Annotated in this window: 17 protein-coding genes and 2 tRNA genes; 4 read left to right on the top strand and 15 right to left on the bottom strand. The window is 69.6% G+C overall.

Going from position 1 to position 23,826, the window contains the following annotated elements; translation table 11 throughout:
- Nucleotides 1-79 precede the first annotated feature (79 nt).
- Nucleotides 80-871, bottom strand: coding sequence for a PHB depolymerase family esterase (locus ABFC67_RS06700; RefSeq protein WP_346737219.1), 792 nt, complete (start codon nt 869-871; stop codon nt 80-82).
- 109 nt (nt 872-980) lie between these two features.
- On the opposite strand from ABFC67_RS06700, the gene ABFC67_RS06705 reads away from it, so the two are divergent.
- Entirely contained in the window at nt 981-1,922 is a 942-nt protein-coding gene (locus ABFC67_RS06705) for a metalloregulator ArsR/SmtB family transcription factor (protein WP_346737220.1), read from the top strand.
- A gap of 150 nt (nt 1,923-2,072) precedes the next feature.
- Nucleotides 2,073-5,741, top strand: a complete 3,669-nt coding sequence (gene metH, locus ABFC67_RS06710; RefSeq protein WP_346737240.1) for a methionine synthase — start codon at nt 2,073-2,075, stop codon at nt 5,739-5,741.
- 13 nt (nt 5,742-5,754) lie between these two features.
- On the opposite strand, the gene ABFC67_RS06715 is transcribed toward metH, so the two are convergent.
- Nucleotides 5,755-6,120, bottom strand: coding sequence for a lipid-A-disaccharide synthase N-terminal domain-containing protein (locus ABFC67_RS06715; RefSeq protein ID WP_346737221.1), 366 nt, complete (start codon nt 6,118-6,120; stop codon nt 5,755-5,757).
- A 135-nt stretch (nt 6,121-6,255) separates the two neighbouring features.
- On the opposite strand from ABFC67_RS06715, the gene ABFC67_RS06720 reads away from it, so the two are divergent.
- A tRNA-Val gene (locus tag ABFC67_RS06720) sits at nt 6,256-6,330 on the top strand.
- Nucleotides 6,331-6,395: 65 nt separating this feature from the next.
- Here ABFC67_RS06720 and ABFC67_RS06725 read toward each other — a convergent pair.
- From ABFC67_RS06725 to murJ, 13 genes are all read right to left on the bottom strand, one after another.
- The gene (locus tag ABFC67_RS06725) at nt 6,396-6,986 is read right to left on the bottom strand and encodes a GspH/FimT family pseudopilin (RefSeq protein WP_346737222.1); all 591 of its coding nucleotides are present in this window, start codon (nt 6,984-6,986) and stop codon (nt 6,396-6,398) included.
- Between the two features lie 11 nt (nt 6,987-6,997).
- A complete protein-coding gene (locus ABFC67_RS06730) occupies nt 6,998-7,420 on the bottom strand; it encodes a DUF4124 domain-containing protein (RefSeq protein WP_346737223.1) in 423 nt (140 codons plus the stop codon).
- Between the two features lies 1 nt (nt 7,421).
- On the bottom strand, nt 7,422-7,832 hold the full coding sequence (locus ABFC67_RS06735; RefSeq protein WP_346737224.1) for a type IV pilin protein: 411 nt from the start codon (nt 7,830-7,832) through the stop codon (nt 7,422-7,424).
- A gap of 9 nt (nt 7,833-7,841) precedes the next feature.
- Nucleotides 7,842-13,406 carry a hypothetical protein gene (locus ABFC67_RS06740; protein WP_346737225.1) on the bottom strand — a complete coding sequence of 1,855 codons (5,565 nt, stop codon included), beginning with the start codon at nt 13,404-13,406 and terminating at the stop codon, nt 7,842-7,844.
- Nucleotides 13,407-13,425: 19 nt separating this feature from the next.
- Nucleotides 13,426-14,100, bottom strand: coding sequence for a PilX N-terminal domain-containing pilus assembly protein (locus ABFC67_RS06745; RefSeq protein WP_346737226.1), 675 nt, complete (start codon nt 14,098-14,100; stop codon nt 13,426-13,428).
- A complete protein-coding gene (locus ABFC67_RS06750) occupies nt 14,097-15,242 on the bottom strand; it encodes a PilW family protein (RefSeq protein WP_346737227.1) in 1,146 nt (381 codons plus the stop codon). Before ABFC67_RS06750 ends, ABFC67_RS06745 begins: the two co-directional genes overlap by 4 nt.
- An 11-nt stretch (nt 15,243-15,253) precedes the next feature.
- The gene (gene pilV / locus ABFC67_RS06755; RefSeq protein WP_346737228.1) at nt 15,254-15,691 is read right to left on the bottom strand and encodes a type IV pilus modification protein PilV; all 438 of its coding nucleotides are present in this window, start codon (nt 15,689-15,691) and stop codon (nt 15,254-15,256) included.
- 252 nt (nt 15,692-15,943) lie between these two features.
- Nucleotides 15,944-16,019: transfer RNA gene (locus ABFC67_RS06760), tRNA-Thr, on the bottom strand.
- Between the two features lie 46 nt (nt 16,020-16,065).
- Nucleotides 16,066-17,007 carry a 4-hydroxy-3-methylbut-2-enyl diphosphate reductase gene (gene ispH, locus ABFC67_RS06765; RefSeq protein WP_346737229.1) on the bottom strand — a complete coding sequence of 314 codons (942 nt, stop codon included), beginning with the start codon at nt 17,005-17,007 and terminating at the stop codon, nt 16,066-16,068.
- 143 nt (nt 17,008-17,150) lie between these two features.
- A complete protein-coding gene (gene lspA / locus ABFC67_RS06770; RefSeq protein ID WP_346737230.1) occupies nt 17,151-17,648 on the bottom strand; it encodes a signal peptidase II in 498 nt (165 codons plus the stop codon).
- Nucleotides 17,649-17,834: 186 nt separating this feature from the next.
- On the bottom strand, nt 17,835-20,708 hold the full coding sequence (gene ileS / locus ABFC67_RS06775; RefSeq protein ID WP_346737231.1) for an isoleucine--tRNA ligase: 2,874 nt from the start codon (nt 20,706-20,708) through the stop codon (nt 17,835-17,837).
- A complete protein-coding gene (locus ABFC67_RS06780; protein ID WP_346737232.1) occupies nt 20,705-21,661 on the bottom strand; it encodes a bifunctional riboflavin kinase/FAD synthetase in 957 nt (318 codons plus the stop codon). The genes ileS and ABFC67_RS06780 overlap by 4 nt, the downstream gene beginning before the upstream one ends.
- Before the next feature lie 64 nt (nt 21,662-21,725).
- A complete protein-coding gene (murJ, locus tag ABFC67_RS06785) occupies nt 21,726-23,333 on the bottom strand; it encodes a murein biosynthesis integral membrane protein MurJ (RefSeq protein ID WP_346737233.1) in 1,608 nt (535 codons plus the stop codon).
- 118 nt (nt 23,334-23,451) lie between these two features.
- On the opposite strand from murJ, the gene rpsT reads away from it, so the two are divergent.
- Entirely contained in the window at nt 23,452-23,715 is a 264-nt protein-coding gene (gene rpsT, locus ABFC67_RS06790; protein WP_346737234.1) for a 30S ribosomal protein S20, read from the top strand.
- Nucleotides 23,716-23,826 lie beyond the last annotated feature (111 nt).

Below are 23,826 nucleotides of genomic sequence, written 5' to 3' on the forward strand. Positions count from 1 at the left end.
CCTGCGCCGCGCTGCATGCGGCGATCGTTGCCTTGGGGTGTCCGCCAACGCGTCGAACGCGCGTTTGAACCGGCTTATTCTAGCGGCTTTCGCCCGGCGCCGCCGCGTCCGCGGGCAGGCGCTGGCGCAGCATCCAGTCGAGCAGACCGGGCGTGGCGTAGGCGCGCGGCCAGATTACGTGGGTGGCCGGCCGCGGACCGTGCGCGTACTCGGTATAGCGCGGGTGGCCGCCGGCCGCGCGCAGCGCGCGCACCACCGCACGCGAGCCGACCATTGCGCCGCCGTAGCCGGTCTCCACGTCGGTGTCGTTGTCGTCGGCGGCGTGGAACACCCATTCGGGCACCCGCACGATCGACGCCAGTCCGGCCCGTTCGGTCATGCCCGACATCGGCACCGCGGCGGCGAAGCGGTCGGGATACGCCTTCAGCAGGTCCCACACGCCGGTGCCGCCGGACGACAGGCCGGTGAGGTAGACGCGGCGGCGATCCACCGGCCAGCGCGCCTCGATGTCGGCGATCACCGCCATCACGTCGGCCGGCTTCCAGTAATCGACGGGATTCTGCGGCGCGGCGAACAGCACCGGGATGCGCCGTCGCACCGCCGCGTCGAGCAGTTGCAGCGCGCCGTTGGCGCCGTGGGCGATCTGCGCATCGTTGTCGTCGCCGTTCTGGCCGGCGCCGTGCAGGAACACGATCAGCGGCAGGCGCGCGCCCGGCCGCGCGAACGGCGGCACGTACAGACGGTACGGCAGGCCATCCGGCCGCTGCACGCGCGCGCGCAGGAAATCGTCGGGGCCGACCGTCGGCGCAGCCGACGCGCGCATCGCGGGCATCAGCAGCAGCAGGATCAGCGCAAGCGTCAGGCCTCGCATCGGGGTCCGCGTCGTCGGCAAAGCCGCCAGCATAGCGCGCACGCCTTGACGCTGTCCGCGCGCGGCCCTAGGCTTATTTATCCCTTTATCGCGATGGAAGGATGGAATAATGGACCTGGCTGCGGTGTCGTCCCTGCTGCGCCTGCTCTCCGATTCCACCCGCGTGCGCCTGCTGGCCCTGCTGCAGCGCGAGGAGCTGACCGTCGCCGAACTGGCCGAGGTGTTGCGCCTCGCCCAGCCGCGCGTGTCCACCCACCTGGCCAAGCTGAAGGAAGCCGGGCTGGTGCGCGACCGCCGCGCCGGCGTGTCCGCCTACTACCGCTTCAACGGCGATCTCGACACGCGCGAGGAGAACCTGCTGCGCGCGCTGGAGGCCAGCGTCGACGACGCCCTGCTGGCCGACGACGCCGCCCGCCTGCCCGGGGTGCTGGCGCGACGCGCCGGCGCGTCGGGCTGGGCGGACACCGTCGCCGGCGACATGGAGCGCCACTATTCGCCCGGCCGCACCTGGGAAACGCTGGCGCGTACGCTGCTGCAACTGCTGGAAACCGGCGACGTGCTCGACGTCGCTTCCGGCGACGGCGTGCTCGCCGAGCTGCTGGCGCCGCACGCGCACGCGATCGTTTGCGTGGACTCCGGCGAGCGCGTGGTCGAGGCCGCGCGCGAACGCCTGAAGGCGCTGCGCAACGTCGAGGTGCGCCAGGGCGACATGCACGCGCTCGACCTCGGCGCGCGCCGCTTCGACCTGGTGCTGATGATGCACGCGCTGACCTACAGCGACCGCCCCGCGCAGGCCCTTGCCGAGGCCGCGCGCGTGCTGAAGCCCGGCGGCCGCCTGCTGGCGGCGACGCTGGCGCGGCACGCGCACAAGGCCGCGGTGGCGCCGTTCGACCATCGCAACCTCGGCTTCCGCCGCGAGGACCTCACCGGCTACGCGCGCCGCGCCGGCCTCGAGGTGCTGAGCTGCGCGCGCGTCTCGCGCGAGCGCCGGCCGCCGCATTTCGAGGTGCTGTCGCTGCTGGCGCGCAAGCCCGGCCAGGCGACCGGCTGACTTCGACAACACCCCGCGACTCCCAGCAACGCATCGACCATGGACCCGGAGAAACACGTGAACGGCCCCGCCCTGCCCTGGCTGCGCCCCGAGCGCAGCGAACGCCTGCTCGACGCCCTCGCCCGCCGCATCCTCGTGCTGGACGGCGCGATGGGCACCATGCTGCAGGCGCACCGGCTGGACGAGGCGGGCTACCGCGGCGAGCGTTTCGCCGAGGGCTGCGACAGCGCCACCGCGCACGCGCACGGTCCCGGCTGCGGCTGCGACCAGAAGGGCAACAACGACCTGCTGACGCTGACCCGGCCCGACATCATCCGCGCCGTGCACGACGCCTATCTCGAGGCCGGCGCCGACCTGGTCGAAACCAACACCTTCAATTCGACGCGCATCAGCCAGTCCGACTACAAGCTGGAGCACCTGGTGCCCGAGCTGAACCGCGAGGGCGCGCGCCTGGCGCGCGAGGCCTGCGACGCGATGAGCGCGCGCACGCCCGGGCGTCCGCGCTTCGTCGTCGGCGTGCTCGGCCCGACCAACCGCACCGCATCGATCAGCCCCGACGTCAACCGTCCGGATTTCCGCAACGTCGGCTTCGACGAGCTGGTCGTCGCCTACGTCGAGGCCGCGCGCGCGCTGGTCGAGGGCGGCGCCGACGCGCTGATGGTCGAGACTATCTTCGACACGCTGAACGCCAAGGCCGCGCTGTTCGCGCTCGACATGCTGTTCGAGGAACTGGGCGGGCGCCTGCCGGTGATGATCTCCGGCACCATCACCGACCGCTCCGGGCGCACGCTGTCCGGACAGACCGCCGAAGCGTTCTGGTATTCGGTGCGTCACGCGCGCCCGCTGTCGGTGGGGCTGAACTGCGCGCTCGGCGCCGCCGAGCTGCGCCAGTACGTCGACGCGCTGGCGCAGGTCGCCGACACGCACGTCAGCACGCATCCGAACGCCGGCCTGCCCAACGCGTTCGGCGAGTACGACGAGACGCCCGCGGCGATGGCGGCGACGCTGGGCGAGTTCGCCGCGTCCGGCCTGGTCAACATCGTCGGCGGCTGCTGCGGCACCACCCCTGCGCACATCGCCGCGATCGCGCAGGCGGTGGCCGCGCTGCCGCCGCGCGCGATCCCCGCCATCGAGCCGTACTGCCGGCTGGCCGGCCTGGAACCGTTCGTGATCACGCCGCAGATCAACTTCGTCAACGTCGGCGAGCGCACCAACGTCACCGGCTCGGCGCAGTTCAAGAAACTGATCAAAGAAGACCGCTACGACGAGGCGCTGGCGGTGGCGCGCCAGCAGGTCGCCAACGGCGCGCAGATCATCGACATCAACATGGACGAGGGCCTGCTCGACGCCGAAAAGGCGATGGTGCGCTTCCTGAACCTGATCGCCGGCGAGCCGGACATCGCGCGCGTGCCGGTGATGATCGACTCCTCGAAATGGAGCGTGATCGAGGCCGGCCTGAAGTGCGTGCAGGGCAAGCCCGTGGTCAATTCGATCTCGCTGAAGGAAGGCGAAGCGCCGTTCCTCGAGCAGGCGCGCCTGCTGCGCCGCTACGGCGCCGCGGTGGTGGTGATGGCCTTCGACGAGCAGGGCCAGGCCGACACGGTCGAGCGCAAGGCGGCGATCTGCCGGCGCTCCTACGAGCTGCTGACCGAAACGGTCGGCCTGGCGCCCGAGGACATCGTCTTCGACCCCAACATCTTCGCCATCGCCACCGGCATCGAGGAGCACAACGGCTACGCGGTGTCGTTCATCGAGGCGGCGCGGCGGATCAGGCGCGAATTCCCGCTGGCGCACGTCTCCGGCGGCGTCTCCAACGTCTCGTTCTCGTTCCGCGGCAACAACACCGTGCGCGAGGCGATCCACTCGGTGTTCCTGTACCACGCGATCCGCGCCGGCATGGACATGGGCATCGTCAACGCCGGCGCGCTGGCGATCTACGACGAGCTGCCCGCGGAACTGCGCGAGGCGGTCGAGGACGTGGTGCTGAACCGCCGCGAAGACGGCACCGAGCGCCTGCTGGAGATCGCCGAGCGCTACAAGGCGAAAAAGGGCGAAGCTGCCGCCGAATCGGCGGCATGGCGCCAGTTGCCGGTGCGCGAACGGCTCAGCCACGCGCTGGTGCACGGCATCGACCAGTACGTGGTCGAGGATACCGAGGAGGCGCGCCTGCAAACCGCCCGCCCGCTCGGCGTGATCGAAGGCCCGCTGATGGACGGCATGAACATCGTCGGCGACCTGTTCGGCGCCGGCAAGATGTTCCTGCCGCAGGTGGTGAAGTCGGCGCGGGTGATGAAGAAGGCGGTAGCGCACCTGATCCCGTTCATCGAGGCCGAGAAGGCGCGCACCGGCGAAGCGATGAAGTCGAACGGCAAGATCGTGGTGGCCACGGTCAAGGGCGACGTGCACGACATCGGCAAGAACATCGTCGGCGTGGTGCTCCGCTGCAACAACTTCGAGGTGATCGACCTCGGCGTGATGGTGCCGGCGCAGAAGATCCTGGATACGGCGAAGGCGGAGAACGCCGACATGATCGGCCTGTCCGGCCTGATCACGCCCTCGCTGGAGGAAATGGGCCACGTCGCCCGCGAGATGCAGCGTCAGGGCTTCCAGGTGCCGCTGCTGATCGGCGGCGCCACTACCTCGCGCGCGCACACCGCGCTGAAGATCGAGCCGCACTACAAGGCGCCGACGGTGTGGGTGAAGGACGCCTCGCGCGCGGTCGGCGTGGCGCAGACGCTGGTCAGCAAGGAGCAGATCGACGCGTTCGTCGCCGGCATCCGCGCCGACTACGCCGAAGTGCGCGAGCGCCACCGCAACCGCGGCTCCGGCAAGCGGCTGGTCTCGCTGGAGCGGGCACGCGCACAGCGCTACGCCTGCGACTGGCGCGCCTACGCGCCGCCGGCGCCGCGCAAGCCGGGCATCACCACGTTCGACGACTACGGCCTCGCCGAACTCGCCGCGTGCATCGACTGGACGCCGTTCTTCCACGCCTGGGAGCTGGCCGGCCATTTCCCGGCGATCCTCGACGACGCCGTGGTCGGCGCGCAGGCGCGCGAGCTGTACAGCGACGCGCAGGCGCTGCTCGCGCGCATCGTCGGCGAGAAGTGGCTGACCGCGCGCGCGGTGATCGGCCTGTGGCCCGCCAACAGCGTGGGCGACGACGTCGAGGTCTACGCCGACGCGGCGCGCGGCGAGCGGCTCGCCACCGTGCACTTCCTGCGCCAGCAGGTGGAGAAGCCGGTCGAGCGCCCGGACTTCTGCCTGGCCGACTTCGTCGCGCCGAGGGACAGCGGCGTCGCGGACTGGTTCGGCGGCTTCGCCGTCACCGCCGGCATCGGCATCGAGCCGCACCTGGAACGCTTCCAGCGCGAGCACGACGACTATTCGGCGATCCTGCTCAAGGCGCTGGCCGACCGCCTCGCCGAAGCCTTCGCCGAACGCATACACCAGCGCGTGCGCAAGGAATTCTGGGGCTACGCGCCCGACGAAGCACTCGGCAACGACGAGCTGATCGCGGAAAAATATCGTGGTATCCGCCCCGCGCCCGGCTACCCGGCCTGCCCCGAGCACACCGAGAAGCGCACCCTGTTCCGCCTGCTCGACGCCACCCGCAACGCCGGCATCGAGCTGACCGAAGGTTGTGCGATGTATCCGGCGGCGGCCGTGTCGGGCTGGTACATCTCCCATCCGAACAGCCAGTATTTCGTGGTCGGCCGCCTCGGCAAGGAGCAGATCGAGGACTACGCGCGGCGCAAGGGCTGGAAGCTCGCCGAGGCCGAGCACTGGCTGGCCTCGTGGCTGGACTACGATCCGGAATGAACGCGGCGCGGCCTCAGCTTTCCTCGGAACCGCCCGGGCGGACCACCATCGGGCGGTGGTGGCGAAGGTGCACGGCGAGGTTGTAGACCGACACGAACGCCGGGAAGAAATTCGACAGGATGCCGACCGAGTCGTTCTTGCCGAACACGAAGTAGGCGAGCAGCAGCGCGCTGCCGGACACCGAAAGCCACCAGAACGCCAGCGGCATCACCACGCGCTTGTGCTTGCGCGTGTAGTACAGCTGGACGAACCAGCGGCTGGTGAACATCAGCGAACCCAGGAAGCCGATCGCCTTCCAGGGCGTGAGTTCGAAAGCGCGCAAGGCGGCGAGCAACTGCGCAAGCTCGTGCTGGATCAGGTCCATCGGGCGGGTCCGCATGCATGGAATCGGGGCGCGGATTCTAGCAACCCGCCGCTGAACTCCCGCGCCGCACCCGCGCGCGGCATCGAACGCCGGCCCTCGCGCGGGGCTTGACCGTGCCGGCCCGCAGCCCCTAGAATTTCGCGCTCTTTCGGGCGGTTAGCTCAGCGGTAGAGCACTGCTTTCACACGGCAGGGGTCACAGGTTCGAACCCTGTACCGCCCACCAGTTCGTCAACTAAAAAGGCCGGGATGTCGCATCCCGGCCTTTTTCGTGCGCGCAGCGCCAGCCGGTCAGTTGCAGGTGTCGGTCGCGGTCATCGCCGATGCATAGGGCCGTCCCGAGGGGTCGACCCTGAGCAGGCTGCCCGGCACCTTGGTCGTGTTGGTGCCGAGGCTGTCGGAATCGCTGCTCTTCGCGCACACGCGCACGGTGGCGACGGCGCTGCCGTCCGGGAGGCTGCCGGTCGACTGGAACGTCAGCGCGCTCGATCCGCGCATCGTCATCCCGGCAGTGGGCTGGCCCACGCGCATCAGGGTGTTCGCGGCCGGGCAGGTCGGGCCCAGCGAGAGCGCCGTGCCGGCGGTGGTCGCCGCGGCGGCCGGCGCGTTGCACACGACCACCCAGCCCCCCTCGAACGGCGCCGAGCTGGCGCAGGCGATGCCGTTGGTGCTGGCGCAGACGGTCACCTGCATATGCTGCGCGACGGCCTCGCCGCGCGCGTACTGGATGTCGGCGAGCAGATGGTTGGTCGCCGTGGTCACCGCGTTGCGGTGCATGAAGTCGCGGAAATTCGGCAGGGCGATGCCGGCCAGGATCGCCATCACGACGACCGTCACCATCAGTTCGATCACGCTGAAACCGGAGTGTCGCGTCGTCCGCATTTCGCTCGTCCTCATGGCTTGCCGCAGGTCGCGGCGGCCTGGGCGCGCGCGTCGGTGATCGCCTTGGCGCGCTGCTCGGCGCCGAGCTTGGTGCCGCTGTCGACGTCGCCGCTGATCACCATGCCCTTGCCGCTTTCCAGCAGTCGCAGGTTCGCGCGGGCGGCCGCGCAGGCGCGCTCGGTGTACTGCGCATCGGCCTTGTCCAGCGCGCTGCCGCCGCCCGGCGCGGCGTCGGCGGCCGGCTGCGCCGCCTCCGGAGGCGGCGTGATGCCGCTGCCGGCATCGACGCTGACGCGCTGGCTGCGCTGCCCGGGCGGAGGCTGCTGCGCGTAGTGCACCGTGCCGTTGGCGTCGGTCCACTTGTAATAGTCGCCGCCCGCGGTGACGGCGGCGAAGGCCAGCAGCGCAAGCGGAAGCAGCCGGCGGGCGCGCACGTCACTTGCCCCAGCAGTCGTCCGGCGTGGCCGCCGCGGTCCCGCTGGCGGTGCGCTTGCCGGTGTTGTCGATGCCCAGCGTGGCGCACTGCGTGTCCTGCGCCTGGCTGCCGACCGGTACGGCGCGCAGCGAATAGGCGGTGGTGCTGGCGCTGACGATGCCGAACGTGTAGTAGCTGCCGGCCGAGCTGGCGGACAGGCCGATCGACGCCGCATTGGCCGTGTAACGATTGCTCGAATAGAAGAACCGCTCCTGGCGCTGCGCGGCGTCCATCAGCACGCGCTTGGCGTCGGCACGGTGCGCACGCAGCGCGTACTGCCGGTACGACGGGATCGCGATCGCGCCGAGGATGGCGATGATCGCCACCACCACCATCAGCTCGATCAGCGAGAAACCTCGTGTGGCTCGCATGCTTCCCCCTTATTTGCCCGTCGGCTCGCGCCAGGACACCTCGCCCGGGTGCACCGACAGCAGCGTCAGGATCTTCTTGCAGATGATCGCACCGGTCGAGGTCTGCACGCAGGCAGTCACCTCGCGCGCGCCGGTGCCCTCGCCGATATGCAGGCTGGGCGCCGCCGGCAGGCCGGAGCCGAGGCTGATCGCGCGCTTGACCGTGCCGTCCGCGTTGGTGCCGAAGAACTGCAGCGACGGGTCGGCGGTGCCGGTCTTGTAGTTTTGACCATACAGGAAACCGGTGCCCACGTCCGTGCAGGTGTCCGTGCCCGGCACGTAGCTGGTGGTCAGCAGCACGCCGCCGATCAGCGCCTGGTTGGCGATGACGCGCTCGGCCGCGCCGACGGGGGTGCCGTCCGGATCCGTTGACGGCGTCGCGGAAGGCGCGGCGAGGTTCATGTACCAGCCGAGCTGTCCGGCAGTGTCGAAGCTGTTCAGCAGTTGGCTGAAGGTGGTCACGCCGCTGGGCGCGCCGCTGCCGCTGAGCGTGCCGCTCGTGTTGACGTTGAGGCCGGTGACGTCGACCAGATCGCTGGTGGCGAGCGGCAGCGCCTTGTATTGCTGGTCGGTGGTCGGCAGCAGCGAGGTGTCGATCAGGCCGACGATCTTCTGCTGGCCCTTGGTCGCCATGTCGTACTTGGTGAAGATGCGGCCACTGCCGAAGAACACCATCGGCGCGCCGCGGTCGTTGCGGCCGATGGTCGGATGCGCCGTAATCGGGCGATCGGCGTTGTAGACCAGGTCCGCGGTCCAGTTGGCCGGGTCGGTGTCCTCGTTGATGCCGATCTTGTACAGCGAGCCGGAGAACTCGTTGCTGTCGGTGCTGCCCGCCGGACGCACGTCGCGCACGCTGCCGAAGTACATCGACTCGGCCGCATAGTTGAGGTCGTAGTCGGAAGCCAACAGGTCGCCGGCGAAGCTGTTGGCGCCGAGGCTGCTGCCGCCGACGTTGGTGAAGTCGAAGGTGCGCAGCGGCGTGACCGAATGGGTCGAGCCGACCATCGTGGCGAGGTCGTATACCGACACCTTCATCGCCTGGTTCGACGCCGCACGCCCGCCCTGGCTGCCGAGGCCGCCGTTGTCGGTGGCGCCACTGCCGATGAACAGGAAGAACTTGCCGGTGCTGGTGCCGGAGGTGCCGCCGGTGATGATGCTGCCCTGGTTGATCTTGTCGTGCACCACGGCGATCGCCGGCACCGACGAGGCGTAGGTCTGGGTCACGATCTCGGCCAGCACGGTAGGCACCGCTTCGGGATTGGTGATGTCGAGCACCGCGAACGCCGAGTACGACTGCTGGCTGGTGCAGTGCGTCGAGTCGTATACCGGCGCGGTCGGGTCGCAATTGCTGTTGCCGTCGGCGGCGCTCGAGGTCGGCAGCTTGATCGGGCCGCCGCCCAGCCGGAACGGCACGATCATCAACGTGCCCCAGCCGTCGACGTGGCCGGCGCTGTCGATGCAGGGATCCTGCGCGGGCGTGCACGAGCCGGTGTCGAACACGCGCGCGTCGGTCACCACGGGATTGCCGTCGACGTAGAACACGTGGGTGTAGTCGCTGCGGGTCAGCCAGCGCAGGTGCGGCAGCAGGTTGCCCGGCACGTAGGCCCACAGCTCGCTGCCGAGCGGCTGCGCGGTCGGGGTGGCCTTGGACGGCTGCACCGGCACGTAGTTGCCCGAAGCGTCCGTCGGCGGCAGGGTGCCGATTGCCTGCTGTTTGGAGTTGAAGAAGCCGCCGTTGAAGGCATGCAGCATGCCGTCGTTGGCGCCGACGTACACCACCTGGCGACGGTTGCGGTACACGTTGCGGAACGCGCCGTAAGTGTCGTCGCCGTACAGCAGGTCGTAGGCCTCGGACGGCGCGCTCACCACCACCGGGGTGGAGTCCACGATGTCGCCGAGGCGCATCGTGCGCAGCGTGCCGTTGTTGTCATAGTCGATGGTGCGCGGACGCATGCCGGTCACTTCGAAGCCGCGGATCCACTTGAGGATGTTCTGCGCCTCGCCGGGATTGGTCGAAGTGCCGTCGCCGGGGTCGTCCGAGTTCAGGAACTCGAAGTTACCGACGTAGGCCGTCGTCGTCACGCCCTTGACCTTCGAGGTCGTCACGCCGCCCCAGAAACCGTCGCTGCTGGAGCTGCTGCCGCTCCAGATGAACTGGCGCTGCTCGCCGCTGTCGACCACGCCGTTATGGTTGGCGTCGACCCAGGTGAAGACGTAGCGGCTGGGCCCGGCATCGGTGATCTGTCCCGCGTAGGCGCGCTGGCCGGCGAACGTGCTGCTGTTGCTCCATAGCTGCTTCTGCGCGCTCCAGACCGTGCGGAGTGGCCCACCAGAACAATTCGGCTGTGCGTCATCAAGGTCGCACACTTCATAGCTGGTCGAGGTTTCCGGATCGAACTTGGTCGGGTCCTGCTTTTCGGCGGTGCTCAGCGTGAAGCGCTTGAACTTGGTGCGCCGGTCGTTGATGTCGTAGAAGAACGCGATCACCGGGTCGGTATCGTAGTCGTCGAGTATCGCGTTGGCGTTGCCGTCCTCGCGCAGGTAACCGTAGGTGTCCGTCCACAGGCCGTTCAGCGAGCCGATCCAACTGGCGACTCCGCCCGCCGAGTCCTTGCGCTCGGGCAGGTACAGCGCCTGGTAGGTCAGGCCGATGCCGCGCGCGCTGTTCGACACCACCGCTGCCGCCGTACCGGAGCCGGCGCGCTTGAGGATCGAATCGAACACCTGCGACAGGCGCGAATACAACTGCGCCGGGTTGCGCACCAGGAAGTAGTTGTCCGGGATGCCGTCGGCACCCTTCTGCCCGGTGAAGTTGTTGGTCACGTCCCACTCGGCGGGATTGCCGTAGGTCGGCAGGTTGTTGCCGTCCTGGTCGTTGAAGCCGCCGTACTTGGCCGCGAAGAACAGCGGGTTGTCCAGCGGACGCTGCTCGGCCGGGCCGGTGGTGTACTTCTCCACCGACGGCGGCGACCAACTGCGCGCGCCGCCGTAGCTGCCGAACAGCAGGCTGCCGTTGGTGTTGCCCGGGCGCAGCACGGTGAACTTGGCGCCGCTGGCGGCCTGGCCGTTGCCGGCATTGAACGCGCCCGCCGCGGTATAGCCGATCTGCAGCGCATTGCCTGCGTACGCGACCAGCGATTCCGTGCGCACCAGGATCTGGCTGTCCTGGATGTTGCTGGCATTGCAGGCGTTGGACGGCGTGCCCTCGCAGATGTCGGGCACCTTGTCGTTGTTGCCGTCATAGCTGCAGGCGGCGCCGCGACAGAAGCTGAGCAACTCGGTCACGTCCTGGTCGTGGTCGTTGCCCCACTGCGAGTCTTCCCAGACGATCTCGAAGCTGCCCGAGGTCGGGCCGTGTGCGTCGGACGTGGTCGGCAGGCCGAACACCCGGCAGTTGCTGGTGCAAGTGGTGACCGTGCCGGGATTCTGGTTGGCGGCGATCTTCAGCCACTGGGCCTGCGTGAGCGTGGTGGACGTCTTCTGGCCGATCACCAGGTTGCCGAGGTAGCAACTGCGCCAGCCGGTGGCGCTGTTCAGCAAGGCGCTGCCGTTGTTGTTGGCCTGGCAGGCCGGGGTGATCGTGATCAGGTCGTAGTTGCCGCCGCCGGTGGACACCGGGATCTGGAACGTCGGCAGCGTCTCCGCCAGCGCGATGGCGTAGGTCTGCACCTTCTGCGTGCCGGTGAGGTCGGAACGGATGTCGTTGGTCCAGGCCTCGTAAGCGAGGCCGGCCAACTGGTAGCCGCCTTCCAGCGAAGGGATGTCCGGGCAGATGCCGTGCGCCAGCGCCAGGTCGGTGACGGTCTGCGGCAGGCAGGTGTCCTGGTAGGTGGTGCTGTCCAGCGCAGCGACGCGGCCCAGCAGCCACTGTTGCGGCGCGCCGGTGCTGGTCTTGGTGTTGAGGTTTTCGTTGTTGCCGACCAGCGTGGTCGCCGCGTCGGCCTGCAGCTTGAGGTTGGGCACCGAGCCGATGCCGTCGGAGTCGAACGAGTTCAGGCCCGTGCTGAGCACGATGATGTTGCAATTGGCGCAGTACGGCGCGCCTTCGGGGCTGGTGGCGGTCTTGTAAGGGTCGGCCCAGGTCGCGTTGGGCAGGCCGGTCATCGAGGGCACGGTCGCCGGCCGGTTGGAAAGGTCGCTGAGCGTCGATTCGCTGGGGTTGTAGCTGCTGGTCGGCGTGGCGCCGTTGCCGATGATGTAGCGCAGCGCTTCGGCGTACATCTCCGCCAGCGGATTGCCGGAGTCCTTGCAGCGATAGGCCGTGGTGCCGCCCGATCCGTCGGGGTCGAGCAGGTGGCCGTTGGCGCCCGAGACGTTGCGCTGCAGGATGCCGTAGGTGCCGCAGTCGCCGTAGTTATCGCTGTTGGCGTCCCAACCGACGATGTGGAAGCGGTTCAGCGTATTGACGATGCCTTCGTTGCCGGAACTCTGGTTGCAGAACTGGCCGGTCTGCAGGTTGATCTCGTTCTTGCTGTTGCTGCAACTGGTATCGCCGCCGTTGTCGGCGATGAAGTTGATGTTGCGACGCAGGATGCCGCCGGTGCGCGGCGCCGAGTAGCTGCCGGTGATCAGGCCGAAGCGCATCTGCTGCTTCTCGCCGTACTTCTGCAGCAGGCCGATCGGCTTGTAGTGCGTGACGCTCGAGCTGTCGGTGTAGGCCTGGCAGAACGATTCCTGCGTGCCGCTGGCGTTGCAGACCTGCACGCGCACGTTCAGCTCGTCGAGCTTGTCGTTGCTGCTGGAGGCGTAGTCGCCCGGATTGATATCGCCCTGCGTACCGAATTTCGCCTGGATCGCCTCCCGCCACAGGCACTGCTCGCGCGCGGTCGAGCCCCATTCGCTGAACGCCCCCTTGGCGACGCGCAGCAGCGGAGGACTGTTGTTGGAGAGCGTCGTCGTGCCGTCGGCGATGGAGACGTTGCACATCGAGATCGGATAGGTGCTGTACGGCGTGTACTTGTTGACGTCCGACGCGTTGTACACCTTGACCCAGGCGTGCAGGTCGCTGGGGATGAACGAGCGTTCCAGCACCGTCTGGCTGGTGGTGTCGACGACGCGATAGCCGCCGTACAGCACGTAGCGCAGCACGTCGACGCGGCTCATCGCCACCCAGTTCAGGAAGTTGCCGCTCCACTGGCCGCTGCACTGGTGGCTGGTCGCGGCGCCCGATGCGGTGAACACGCCGCCATGGCTGTTGACGCTGATCGTCGTGTCGTAGGTGTAGCAAAGGTCGGGATCGAAATAGCCCGAATAGCTGAAGTTGTTGTTGTAGGTGGTATCGACGATGCCGTCGCCGTCGAGGTCGGTGTAGTCGGTGTAGGCCTTGATGTAGAGCTGCTCGTCGCGCGACATCACGAACATCGTCAGCGGCGGCACGGCGCTGGTGTTGATCACCGGATAGGCGGTGAAGTCGCCCATGGTCTTGTCGGAGATCTGCGCGGCGGACGCCGGCATCGCCGCCAGCATCGGCAGCGCGACCAGCGCGGCCGCCAGGCCGGCGACGAAGCCCTTGAGGGTAATGGTCCGGATCAACATGGCGAAGCTCCTGCCGGGGTCAGTTGCGCACCGCGATGCGGTACTGGCTGATGGTGACCGCGCGGCCGTTGCCGGGCGCGGTGGCGACGCTCATCACTTCGAAATACTTCGACGCGCCACCGCCGGCCGCGCCGCTGCCGATGCCGCGATAGCCGGCCGCCTGCGCGCCGCCGCTGCCCTCGCCCAGCACCGTGCCGTCGGGCACCACGGCCAGCGCGGCGGTCGGTATGCCGGTGCAACTGGTGCCGCTGACGGGCAGGCACAGCAGCACGTCGGTCTTCCAGGTATTCGGGGCGTACAGGCTCTCGCCGGATTGCAGGCTGGAGTAGAGCAGCTCCGGATGGCCGTTGGTGTCCTTGGTCAGGCCACGCTGGAACGCGTTCCAGGGCGCCTTGGACGGGTCGAAATCGAAGTTGTCGTCCGGAATCTCGCCGCTCCACGACGCCGGCCAGCCGCGGTTGAAGATGTGCTCCTCGAACAGCGAGGTCGAGCCGGAGGTGGTCAGCGCGGTGCGCATGGACTCGGACGTCTCGAACGCGCGCTCGCGGCTGGCCACGTTGTTGACCATGCGCATTTCCAGCAGCGTGCCCTGCATCGCGATCACCGCGACCACGGACAGCACGACCAGGAACACCAGTCCGACGAACAGGGCGACGCCGCGCTGGCGGCGCGCAGTGCTCAGGTTGCGGCTCATGACTTGTTCCTGATGCGGTTGCGGATCTGCACGGTCTGCACGATGGCGTTGCGCACGAACTTGCCGGCGGTGAAGCTGCCGCGGCTGTACGGGGTGAAGCCCGGGCACTTGCTGGCGTCGACCGAGGTCGGCGTGACCACGTAGGTGCAGGCGTTCGCGTCGGTGGCGGCAAGATCCGGGGTCAGCGAGAACGTGCCCGAATAGCCGACGCCCTGGTCCGGCGTCTGTCCCACCGCGACCAGGCCCAGCTTGACCGCGATCACCTGCGGCCACAGGTTGCCGGCGGTCACCGCCGCCGCGGAGAGATAGCGCACCGGCACGATCTGGTTGGGGTTCGCCGCGTCGATCACGCCGTACTCGGCCTTCATCTGCTCGACGCCCTCGACCACCGGTTCAGCGATCAGGCCGGTGCTGTCCAGGCGCAGTCGCATCAGCGTCGGCACCCGCTCGGCCGCATCGCCGTCGTCGCTGGTGCCGCAGATGCCGTCGGCGCCCGCGTCGCTGCATGGCTGCAGGTAGTACAGCTCGACGTGATAGGGATAGACGTAGCGGCCGATGGCGGCGGCCGGCGGCGTCGTCGGCACGGTTTCGCCGCGCTTGAACAGGGCTGCCTGCTGGCCGATGGCGGACACCAGCAGCACCGGGCTGGGCAGGGCCGCGACCGTCGAGGCCGCAGCGGGGTCGATGCCGTCGGGGCCGACGTAGCGCACCACCAGCACGTCGGAACCTTTGACGTAGTTGCCGGCGGCGACGCAGCCGGACAACGGGAACGCGCTGCCGCCGGCGTAACCGTAGATCTCGTTGGTCAGGTCGCGTACCCAGCCCGAATCGCAGCCGCTGCGGCTGCTCAGGGTGGCGTTGTTCGCCTGGCTGGTGAACGTCACGATGCCGACCCGGTTGCCGCCCCAGAAGCCGGCCTCGCGCAGCGACCAGCCGATGCGGTCGCTGGCGAAGCGCAGATTCTGCTGCGTGTAGTTGCCGCTTTCCTGCAGGTGGAAGGCCTTGCGGTTGGCCAGCAGCACGTTGATCAGGCCGGCCACCACGATCAGGCCGAGCACCATCGCGACCATCAGCTCGATCAGCGAGAAGCCGGTCTGGCGCGGGGCGCACGCGGCACGGCCGGGGCGGGAGTGACGGATCACGGCGGCGCACCTCACGGCAGGTAGTCGAAGCTGTAGCTATCGCTGGTGCTGGTGCCGGCCGCGCCCTGCCCGGACCACGTCACCGTAACCGTGTAGGCGCCGGTGACGCTGGAAGGCCCCGCGATCGTGCCGGACGATCCGGCCGCCTCGGCCTTGAGCCGTTGCAGCCACACGTATACGTCGTTGCTCGCCACCTGATCCGACGTGCAGTTGCTGGCGCAACTGACCAGCGCGGTCGGCGGCGCCGCGGCGTAGGTGGTGTAGGAGCCGAGGCTGACCGCGGACGGATTGGCGCGCATCGCGTCGGCGATGCTGCGCGCCTGCAGGATCGCGTGGGTGCGCGAGCCCGCTTCCTTGCCGAACTGCGCGCCCTTGATCTGCATCAGCGCCAGCCCGAGCAGGCCGAGGCTGAACACGACGATCGCGACCATGACCTCGAGCAGGGACACGCCCCGCGCGGCACGCGCTGAACCGTGGTGCGTCATCGACGGGTTCCCCAGATGGCTTTCCCCGCAGGCAGGATAGCCAAGGCCGCGTCCATGACCACCGGCGGGCGGACCACCGGCGCGATTTGCCCGACGAGCGGCATGCGCCCCGCCGCGCCATGTGACGCGGTTCACGCGGCCCGGAAACGCGCGAGGCCCGGCAGGGCCGGGCCTCGCGGAGCGCCTCGCCCGTGGCGGGAGATGAGGCGCGAAGACTGGTGCCGGAAATAGGATTCGAACCTACGACCTACGCATTACGAATGCGCCGCTCTACCAACTGAGCTATTCCGGCGGTGAACCCGAAATTCTAGAGGTCGGCCCAACGCCGCGCAAGCCGTTCAGCCGACCAGACGCAGTTCCTTCGGCAGCGCGAAGGTGACGTCCTCCAGCTCGCCGTACAGCTCGCGCACGCTGGTGGCGCCCCACTCGCGCAGCCGCGCCAGCACGTCCTTGACCAACTGCTCGGGCGCCGACGCGCCGGCGGTCAGGCCGACGCTGGTCACTCCCTCCAGCCATTCGCGGCGGATGCAGTCGGGGCCGTCGATCAGTTGGGCCGGCACGCCCTGCTTCTCGGCCAGCTCGCGCAGGCGGTTGGAGTTGGAGCTGTTGCGCGAGCCGACCACCAGCACCAGGCCGACCTGGCTGGCGAGCTGGCGCACGGCGTTCTGGCGGTTCTGCGTGGCGTAGCAGATGTCGTCCTTGCGCGGCCCCTCGATGCCGGGAAAGCGCGCGCGCAGCGCGGCGATGATCGCCTTGGTGTCGTCCACCGACAGCGTGGTCTGGGTGACGTAGGCGAGCGTGTCCGCGCGCTTCGGCGCGAGCCGGGCGACATCGGCCAGGTTCTCGATCAGGTGGATCGCGCCGGGATAGGCGGGATCCCACTGCCCCATCGTGCCCTCGACTTCCGGATGGCGGGCGTGGCCGATCAGCACCACGTCGCGGCCGGCTCGGCCGAGGCGCGCCACTTCCATGTGTACCTTGGTGACCAGCGGACAGGTCGCGTCGAACACCTTGAGGCCGCGCTGCGACGCTTCCTCGCGCACGGCCTGCGAGACGCCGTGGGCGCTGAAGATCACAGTGGCGCCGTCCGGCACCTCGCGCAGCTCGTCGACGAACACCGCGCCGCGCGCGCGCAGGCCGTCGACCACGTAGCGGTTGTGCACCACCTCGTGGCGCACGTAGATCGGCGCGCCGTAGGACTCGAGCGCGCGCTCGACGATGGCGATGGCGCGGTCGACGCCGGCGCAGAAACCGCGGGGATTGGCGAGCAGGACTTCCATCGGCGCCTCAAGGAACGCGAGCGACCGGATCATGCACGTGCAGGAGCGGCCGTGGTCGCGAGCCAGGGCGCAGACCTGCAAGAGCGGTCGCGACCACGGTCGCTCCTACAGGGGCGCCATGCCCCGGATCCGGCGACGGGGCATTATCGCCCAGCCGGCGCCGCTTTCCCACCGAACAGCCCGAACGCGATCAGCAGCACCGCGCCGACGCTGATCGCCGAATCGGCCAGGTTGAACGCCGGCCACGCCCACTGCTGCCAGTAGACCTGGATGAAATCGACCACGTGGCCGAGCCGCAGACGGTCGATCAGGTTGCCCAGCGCGCCGCCGACGACCAGCGCCAGCGGCAGCGCGCTGCGCCAGTCGCGCCGCGCGGTGCGCGCGAGCCACGCCGCCAGCACCGCGCTGACGATCACCGCCAGCGCCGCGAAGAACCAGCGCTGCCAGCCGTCGGCCTCGGCGAGGAAGCTGAATGCGGCGCCGGTATTGAACGCCAGCGTCCAGTTCAGCAGGCCCGGGATCACCGCGTGCGGCATGTACGGCTGCAGCGCGGCCAGCGCCAGCCACTTGGTCAACTGGTCGAGCGCGATCACCGCGGCGGACAGCCACAGCCAGGGCAGCGCGTTGGGTCTGACGGCCATCATCCACTCCATCTCATGCATCGCTCCCCTCTCCCACCGGGAGCGGAGATTCAAGGCTCGGGCCGCGGGGCGGATCAAGCCGCGCCAGCAGCAGATCCGCCTTGCGCGCGCGGCCGGCTGCTTGCGGCGGCTCCGCGCTTACTCCCTCCCGAACCCTCCCTGCAAGCGGGGGGAGGAGTCCGGGGTTCAGAACCAGCACCGCGCTTCGCCGCTGCCGGCGACGTTCTCGACGCAGCGGCCGCACAGCTCGGGATGGTCCGCGTGCGTGCCCACGTCGGCGCGATGGTGCCAGCAGCGCACGCACTTCGGCGCGGCGCTCGTCGACGCCGCGATCCACGCCTCGCCGTCCTGCAGCGCCACGCGCGCGGCGTCGGCGGGTTTCGCCGCCGCGTCGGCCAGGCTCAGCGCCGAGGTGATGAAGAAGAAACGCAGCTCGTCGCCGACTTCCGCATAGCGCGCGCGCAGCGCGGCGTCGGCGTACACCGTCACTTCCGCCTCCAGCGAGGCGCCCAAGGCACCCGCTTTGCGCATGTCCTCCAGCGCCTTCGACGCGCCTTCGCGCAGCGCCAGCAGGTCGGCCCAGTAGCGGCGGCGCTCCGGCGTCGCCTGCGTCGCGGCGAGGCCGTCGTACCAGGTCTCGAACAGCACCGATTCGCCGCGCGTGCCCGGCATGTGCCGCCAGATTTCCTCGCTGGTGAAGGCGAGGATCGGCGCCAGCCAGCGCACCATCGCCTCGAGGATGCGGTACATCGCGCTCTGCGCGCTGCGCCGGCCGCGGCTGTCGGTCGGCATGGTGTAGAGGCGATCCTTGGTGATGTCGAGGTAGAGCGCGCCCAGCTCGTTGGTGCAGAAGTTCTGCACGCGCTGCACGATCTCGGGGAAGTCGTAGCGCTCGTAGGCGGCCAGCACGGCCTGCTGCACGTCGTGCGCCTGCTGCACCGCCCATTGGTCCAGCAGCAGGCACTGCTCCACCGGCAGCAGGTGGCGCGCCGGATCGAAGCCATCGAGGTTGCCGAGCAGGAAGCGCGCGGTGTTGCGGATGCGCCGGTAGCCGTCGGCGACGCGCTTGAGGATCTCGTCGGACACCGACATCTCGTTGCGATAGTCGGTGGACGCCACCCACAGGCGCAGGATGTCGGCGCCGAGCGTATCCATCACCTTCTGCGGGGCGACCACGTTGCCGACCGACTTTGACATCTTGCGGCCCTGCGCATCCACGGTGAAGCCGTGGGTCAGCACGTGGTCGTACGGCGCGCGGCCGAACATCGCCGCCGACGTCAGCAGCGAGGATTGGAACCAGCCGCGATGCTGGTCGGAGCCTTCCAGGTACATCACCTTGTATTCGGCGGCGCCGCCGGCCTGCAGCTCCGGGCGCGCGCCGATCACGCAGGCGTGGGTGACGCCGGAATCGAACCAGACGTCGAGCACGTCGCCGACCTTCTCGTAGCACTCGGCCTCGTCGCCCAGCAGCTCGCGCGCGTCGAGCGCGTACCAGGCGTCGATGCCGCCCTGCTCGACGCGCTGCGCCACCTGCTCCATCAGCTCGACGGTGCGCGGATGCGGCTCGCCGCTGGCGCGGTCGACGAACAGCGCGATCGGCACGCCCCAGGTGCGCTGGCGCGAGATGCACCAGTCCGGGCGGCCCTCGACCATGCCGGCAATGCGCTCCTCGCCCCACGCCGGCACCCAGTGCACGTGCTTGATCGCCTCCAGCGCGGTCGCGCGCAAGCCCGCCTGCTCCATGCCGATGAACCACTGCGCGGTGGCGCGGAAGACGACCGGCGTCTTGTGCCGCCAGCAGTGCGGATAGCTGTGCGTGATCTTCTCGACCGCGAGCAGCACGCCGCGCTCGCGCAGCAGCTCGACGATGGCGTCGTTGGCCTTCCACACGTGCTGGCCGGCGAACAGCTCGGTACCCGGCACGTAGGTGCCGTTGCCGCCGACCGGGTTGATCACCTCGAGGCCGTACTTGCGCACGACCGCGAAGTCCTCCTGGCCGTGGCTGGGCGCGGTGTGCACGGCGCCGGTGCCGTCCTCGGCGGAGACGTGCTCGCCCAGCAGCAGCGGGATCTCGCGCGCATAGAACGGATGGCGCAGGCGCAGGCCTTCCAGCACGGCGCCGCGCACGGCGTGGTGGCCGGTGACGAACGGCGTCGACTCGGCGCCCTGCGCGAAGCCGCGGTAGCGCTCGACCGCCGCCTCGACCAGCGGCGCGGCGATCACCAGGAACACGCGCCGGCCGGCGCGCGCCGGTCCCTCGACGAGCTGGTACTCCAGCTCGGCGCCGATGGCGACGGCGACGCTGCCCGGCAGCGACCACGGCGTGGTCGTCCAGATCGGCACGGCGACGATGTCGTCGTCGCCGATCGTCACGCCGAACTCGGCCGCCAGCGCGCGCGGGTCGATCGCATCGTAGGCGACGTCGATCGCGGTCGAGCCCTTGTCCTGGTATTCGATCTCGGCCTCGGCCAGCGCCGAGCCGCAGTCGAAGCACCAGTACACCGGCTTGAAGCCGCGCGTGACGTGGCCGTTGGCGACGATCTTCGCCAGCGCGCGCAGCATGTTCGCCTCGTAGGCGAAGTCCATGGTGCGGTACGGGTGCTCCCAGTCGCCGAGCACGCCGAGGCGCTTGAAATCGGCGCGCTGCAGGTCGATCTGCTGCGCGGCGTATTCGCGGCACTTCTGCCGGAACGCGGCGGCGTCCAGCTTCTGGCCGACCTTGCCGACCTGCTTCTCGACGGCGATCTCGATCGGCAGGCCGTGGCAGTCCCAGCCGGGCACGTACGGCGCGCGGCAGCCGGACAGCAGCTTGGAGCGCACCACCGTGTCCTTGAGGATCTTGTTGACCGCGTGGCCGATGTGGATCGCGCCGTTGGCGTAGGGCGGGCCGTCGTGCAGCACGAACGCCTTGTCGCGGCCCGCGCTGCGCTGCTGGATCTGCGCATAGCGCCCGATCTTTTCCCATTCGGCCAGCCAGCCCGGCTCGCGCTTGGGCAGGTCGCCGCGCATCGGGAAGTCGGTGGCGGGCAGGTTGATGGTGTTCTTGTAGTCGTGACTCACGTTCGGGCTCCGGCGGCCGCGTGCGCGACGCCCAGCAGGCGGCGCGCCTCGGCGGCGTCGCGATCCATCTGGCGCTTGAGCGCGTCCAGGTCGGGGAACTTTTCCTCGTCGCGCAGCTTGGCGACGAACTCCACCTCGATGCGGCGACCGTACAGGTCGTCGTCGAAATCGAACAGGTGTGCTTCCAGCAGCGGTTCGCGGCCGTCGACGGTCGGCCGCACGCCGAGGCTGGCGACGCCCGGCCACCCCGCCTCGCCGGCGCCGCGCACGCGCACCGCGAAGATGCCGCCGACCGGCGCGACGCGTCGGCCGAGGCGGACGTTGGCGGTGGGATAGCCGAGCTTGCGGCCGAGCCGCTCGCCGCGCACTACCCGCCCGCCGATCGCGAACGGATGCCCCAGCAGGCGCGCGGCGTGCGCGAACTCGCCCGCCGCCAGCAGCGCGCGGATGCGCGAGGCGGACACGCGCTCGCCGTCGGCCAGCACCGGCGCCAGCGCGTGCGCCGCGAAGCCGAGCTCGCCGCCCATGCGCCGCAGCAGGCCGAGGTCGCCGCCGCGCTTGTGGCCGAAGCGGAAATCCTCGCCCACCCAGATCTCACGCGCGCCGAGCCGCGCGGCCAGCACCTCGCGCACGAACGTCTCCGCCGGCATCGCCGCCAGCTTCGCGTCGAAGCGCAGCAGCAGCACGCGCTCGATGCCGGCCTCGGCGAAGCCGGCCAGCTTCTCGCGCAGCGAGGCGAGGCGCGGCAGCGGCTCGCCGCGCGCGAAGAACTGCCGCGGCAGCGGCTCGAAGCTGACCGCGATCGGCAGCAGCCGACGTTGGGGCGCGCGCTCGCGCACGCTCCCGAGCAGCGCGCGATGGCCGCGATGCAGCCCGTCGAACGCGCCCACGGCAACGACGCTGCCGCCCGGGGCCAGGCACGGCCCCGCGACATCCCGGAAAACCTTCACCATGCCGCGAGTATAACGGCTGCGCTGCGGTGCATCATGGCCGGCGCACGCCGCGCGGAGGCGTGCATCAGTGCGCGCGCAGGTCGCGCAGGCGGAAGCCGGCGGCGAACAGCGCCGCCACGTAGACGAACCCGCCGCCGGCGACCAGCACGGCCAGGCGCCACACGCGCGCCCATGACGGCACACCGGTCCAGTCCGGCCAGATCCAGCGTCCCAGCAGCAGCGCCGCGACCATCGCCGCGCAGGCCAGCGCCAACCGCGCCAGATGCCGTGCCCAGCCGGGCTGTCGGCGATACACGCCCTCGCGCTTCAGCCAGCGCCACAGCAGGCCGAGATTGAGGTAGCTCGCCAGCGCGCTGGCCATGCCCAGCGCCATGTGCAGGCCGGGCACCCGGCCGATGCCGTCCAGCCAGCCGCCCTGCTTCAGCGCCGGCGGCGCCCACAGCTCGAACAGCAGCGCGATGAACGCCACGTTGAGCACCATGTTGGCGACCAGCGAGGCCACCGCCGCGCGCACCGGCGTCCTCGTGTCCTGGCGCGCGTAGAACGCCGGCAGCACCACCTTGACCAGCGCGAACGCCGGCAGGCCGAAGCTGAGCGCGGAAATCGACAGCGTCGCCATGTGCGTGTCGAACGCGGTGTAGCGGCCGTGCTGGAACAGCGTGGCGACCAGCGGCTCGGCCAGCAGCAGCAGCGCCAGCATCGCCGGCACCGCGATCAGCAGGGTGATGCGCAATCCCCAGTCCAGCGCCCTGGAAAAACCTTCGCGGTCGGTGGCGACGTGGTGGCGCGACAACGACGGCAGGATCACCGTGCCGAGCGCCACGCCGAACACGCCCAGCGGCAGCTCGAGGAAACGGTCGGTCTGCGACAGCCAGCTCTGCGAGCCGGCGACCAGCAACGAGGCGATCACCGTGTCCAGCAGCAGGTTGACCTGCGCCACCGACGAGCCGAACAGGGTCGGCACCATCAGGCGCAGGATGCGGCGCACGTCCGGATGATCCCAGCCCCAGCGCGGCAGGGTCAGCAGATCGAGCTGGCGCAGCGCCGGGAACTGGAACACCAGCTGCAGGATGCCGGCCGCCAGGATCGCCCAGCCCATCGCCATGATCGGCGTGTGCAGCCGCCGCGACAGCCACAGCGCGCCGGCGATCATGCACAGGTTGAGGATCACCGGCGTCAGCGCCGGCAGCGCGAAGCGGTGGAAGCTGTTCAACGCGCCGCCGGCCAGCGCGGTCAGCGAGACGAACAGCAGGAACGGGAAGGTCAGCCGCAACAGGTCGGTGGTCAGCGCGAACTTCTCCGGCTCGTTCAGCGCGCCCGGCGAGAACAGCACGGTGATCTGCGGCGCGAACATCACGCCCAGCGCGGTCACCACCAGCAGCACGCCGCCCAGCGTGCCGGCGGTGCGCGCCATCAGCGCCTTCAGGTCGGCGTGGCTCCGGGTTTCCTTGACCTCGGTGAACACCGGCACGAAGGCGGTGGAGAACGAGCCTTCCGCGAACAGCCGGCGCATGAAGTTGGGGATGCGGAACGCCACCCAGAACGCGTCGGTCACCGCGTTGGCGCCGAAGGCGGCGTTGATCGCCATGTCGCGCAGCAGGCCGAGGATGCGCGAGAGGAAGGTCATCGCGCTGAACGACAGCATCGAGCGCAGCATGCTGGGCGCTTTCATCTTGCCGGGCCCCGGGTCCCGAGTCCCGGGTCCCGGGGCCCGGCCAAGACATTGACTGCACAACCGCATTTCCGCATACTTAGCGCCTTTTTCCAACACCGGCGTTTGGAGTTTTCCCTTGGCTAACATCAAGTCCGCGAAGAAGCGCGCGAAGCAGGCGGAAGTGCGCCGCATGCGCAATGCCAGCCAGCGTTCGATGCTGCGCTCGGCGATCAAGAAGGTCGTGAAGGCCCTGGAGGCGAAGGACAAGGTCGCCGCCGAGGCCGCCTACAAAGCCGCCGAGCCGGTGCTGGACCGCTACTCCAGCCGCGGCCTGATCCACAAGAACAAGGCGTCGCGCCACAAGAGCCGCCTGAGCGCGCACATCCGCGCCCTCGGCTGAGGCCGGGTCCGCCGCGAACGCGAAAAGGCCGGCGCAAGCCGGCTTTTTTGTTGCCCGTGCGCGGCGGCGAACCGCATCGCGCAAAGGCCTCGGGCGGCGCGGCGCGCCTCG

Source organism: Mizugakiibacter sp. (genome assembly GCF_039680435.1).
Classification (GTDB): domain Bacteria; phylum Pseudomonadota; class Gammaproteobacteria; order Xanthomonadales; family Rhodanobacteraceae; genus Mizugakiibacter.

Coding starts and splice junctions, on each gene's coding strand:
- ABFC67_RS06700 (WP_346737219.1), bottom strand. CDS start 871: ATGCGAGGCCTGACGCTTGCGCTGATCCTGCTGCTGCTGATGCCCGCG.
- ABFC67_RS06705 (WP_346737220.1), top strand. CDS start 981: ATGGACCTGGCTGCGGTGTCGTCCCTGCTGCGCCTGCTCTCCGATTCC.
- metH (WP_346737240.1), top strand. CDS start 2,073: ATGGGCACCATGCTGCAGGCGCACCGGCTGGACGAGGCGGGCTACCGC.
- ABFC67_RS06715 (WP_346737221.1), bottom strand. CDS start 6,120: ATGCGGACCCGCCCGATGGACCTGATCCAGCACGAGCTTGCGCAGTTG.
- ABFC67_RS06725 (WP_346737222.1), bottom strand. CDS start 6,986: ATGCGGACGACGCGACACTCCGGTTTCAGCGTGATCGAACTGATGGTG.
- ABFC67_RS06735 (WP_346737224.1), bottom strand. CDS start 7,832: ATGCGAGCCACACGAGGTTTCTCGCTGATCGAGCTGATGGTGGTGGTG.
- ABFC67_RS06740 (WP_346737225.1), bottom strand. CDS start 13,406: ATGTTGATCCGGACCATTACCCTCAAGGGCTTCGTCGCCGGCCTGGCG.
- ABFC67_RS06745 (WP_346737226.1), bottom strand. CDS start 14,100: ATGAGCCGCAACCTGAGCACTGCGCGCCGCCAGCGCGGCGTCGCCCTG.
- ispH (WP_346737229.1), bottom strand. CDS start 17,007: ATGGAAGTCCTGCTCGCCAATCCCCGCGGTTTCTGCGCCGGCGTCGAC.
- lspA (WP_346737230.1), bottom strand. CDS start 17,648: ATGGCCGTCAGACCCAACGCGCTGCCCTGGCTGTGGCTGTCCGCCGCG.
- ABFC67_RS06780 (WP_346737232.1), bottom strand. CDS start 21,661: ATGGTGAAGGTTTTCCGGGATGTCGCGGGGCCGTGCCTGGCCCCGGGC.
- murJ (WP_346737233.1), bottom strand. CDS start 23,333: ATGAAAGCGCCCAGCATGCTGCGCTCGATGCTGTCGTTCAGCGCGATG.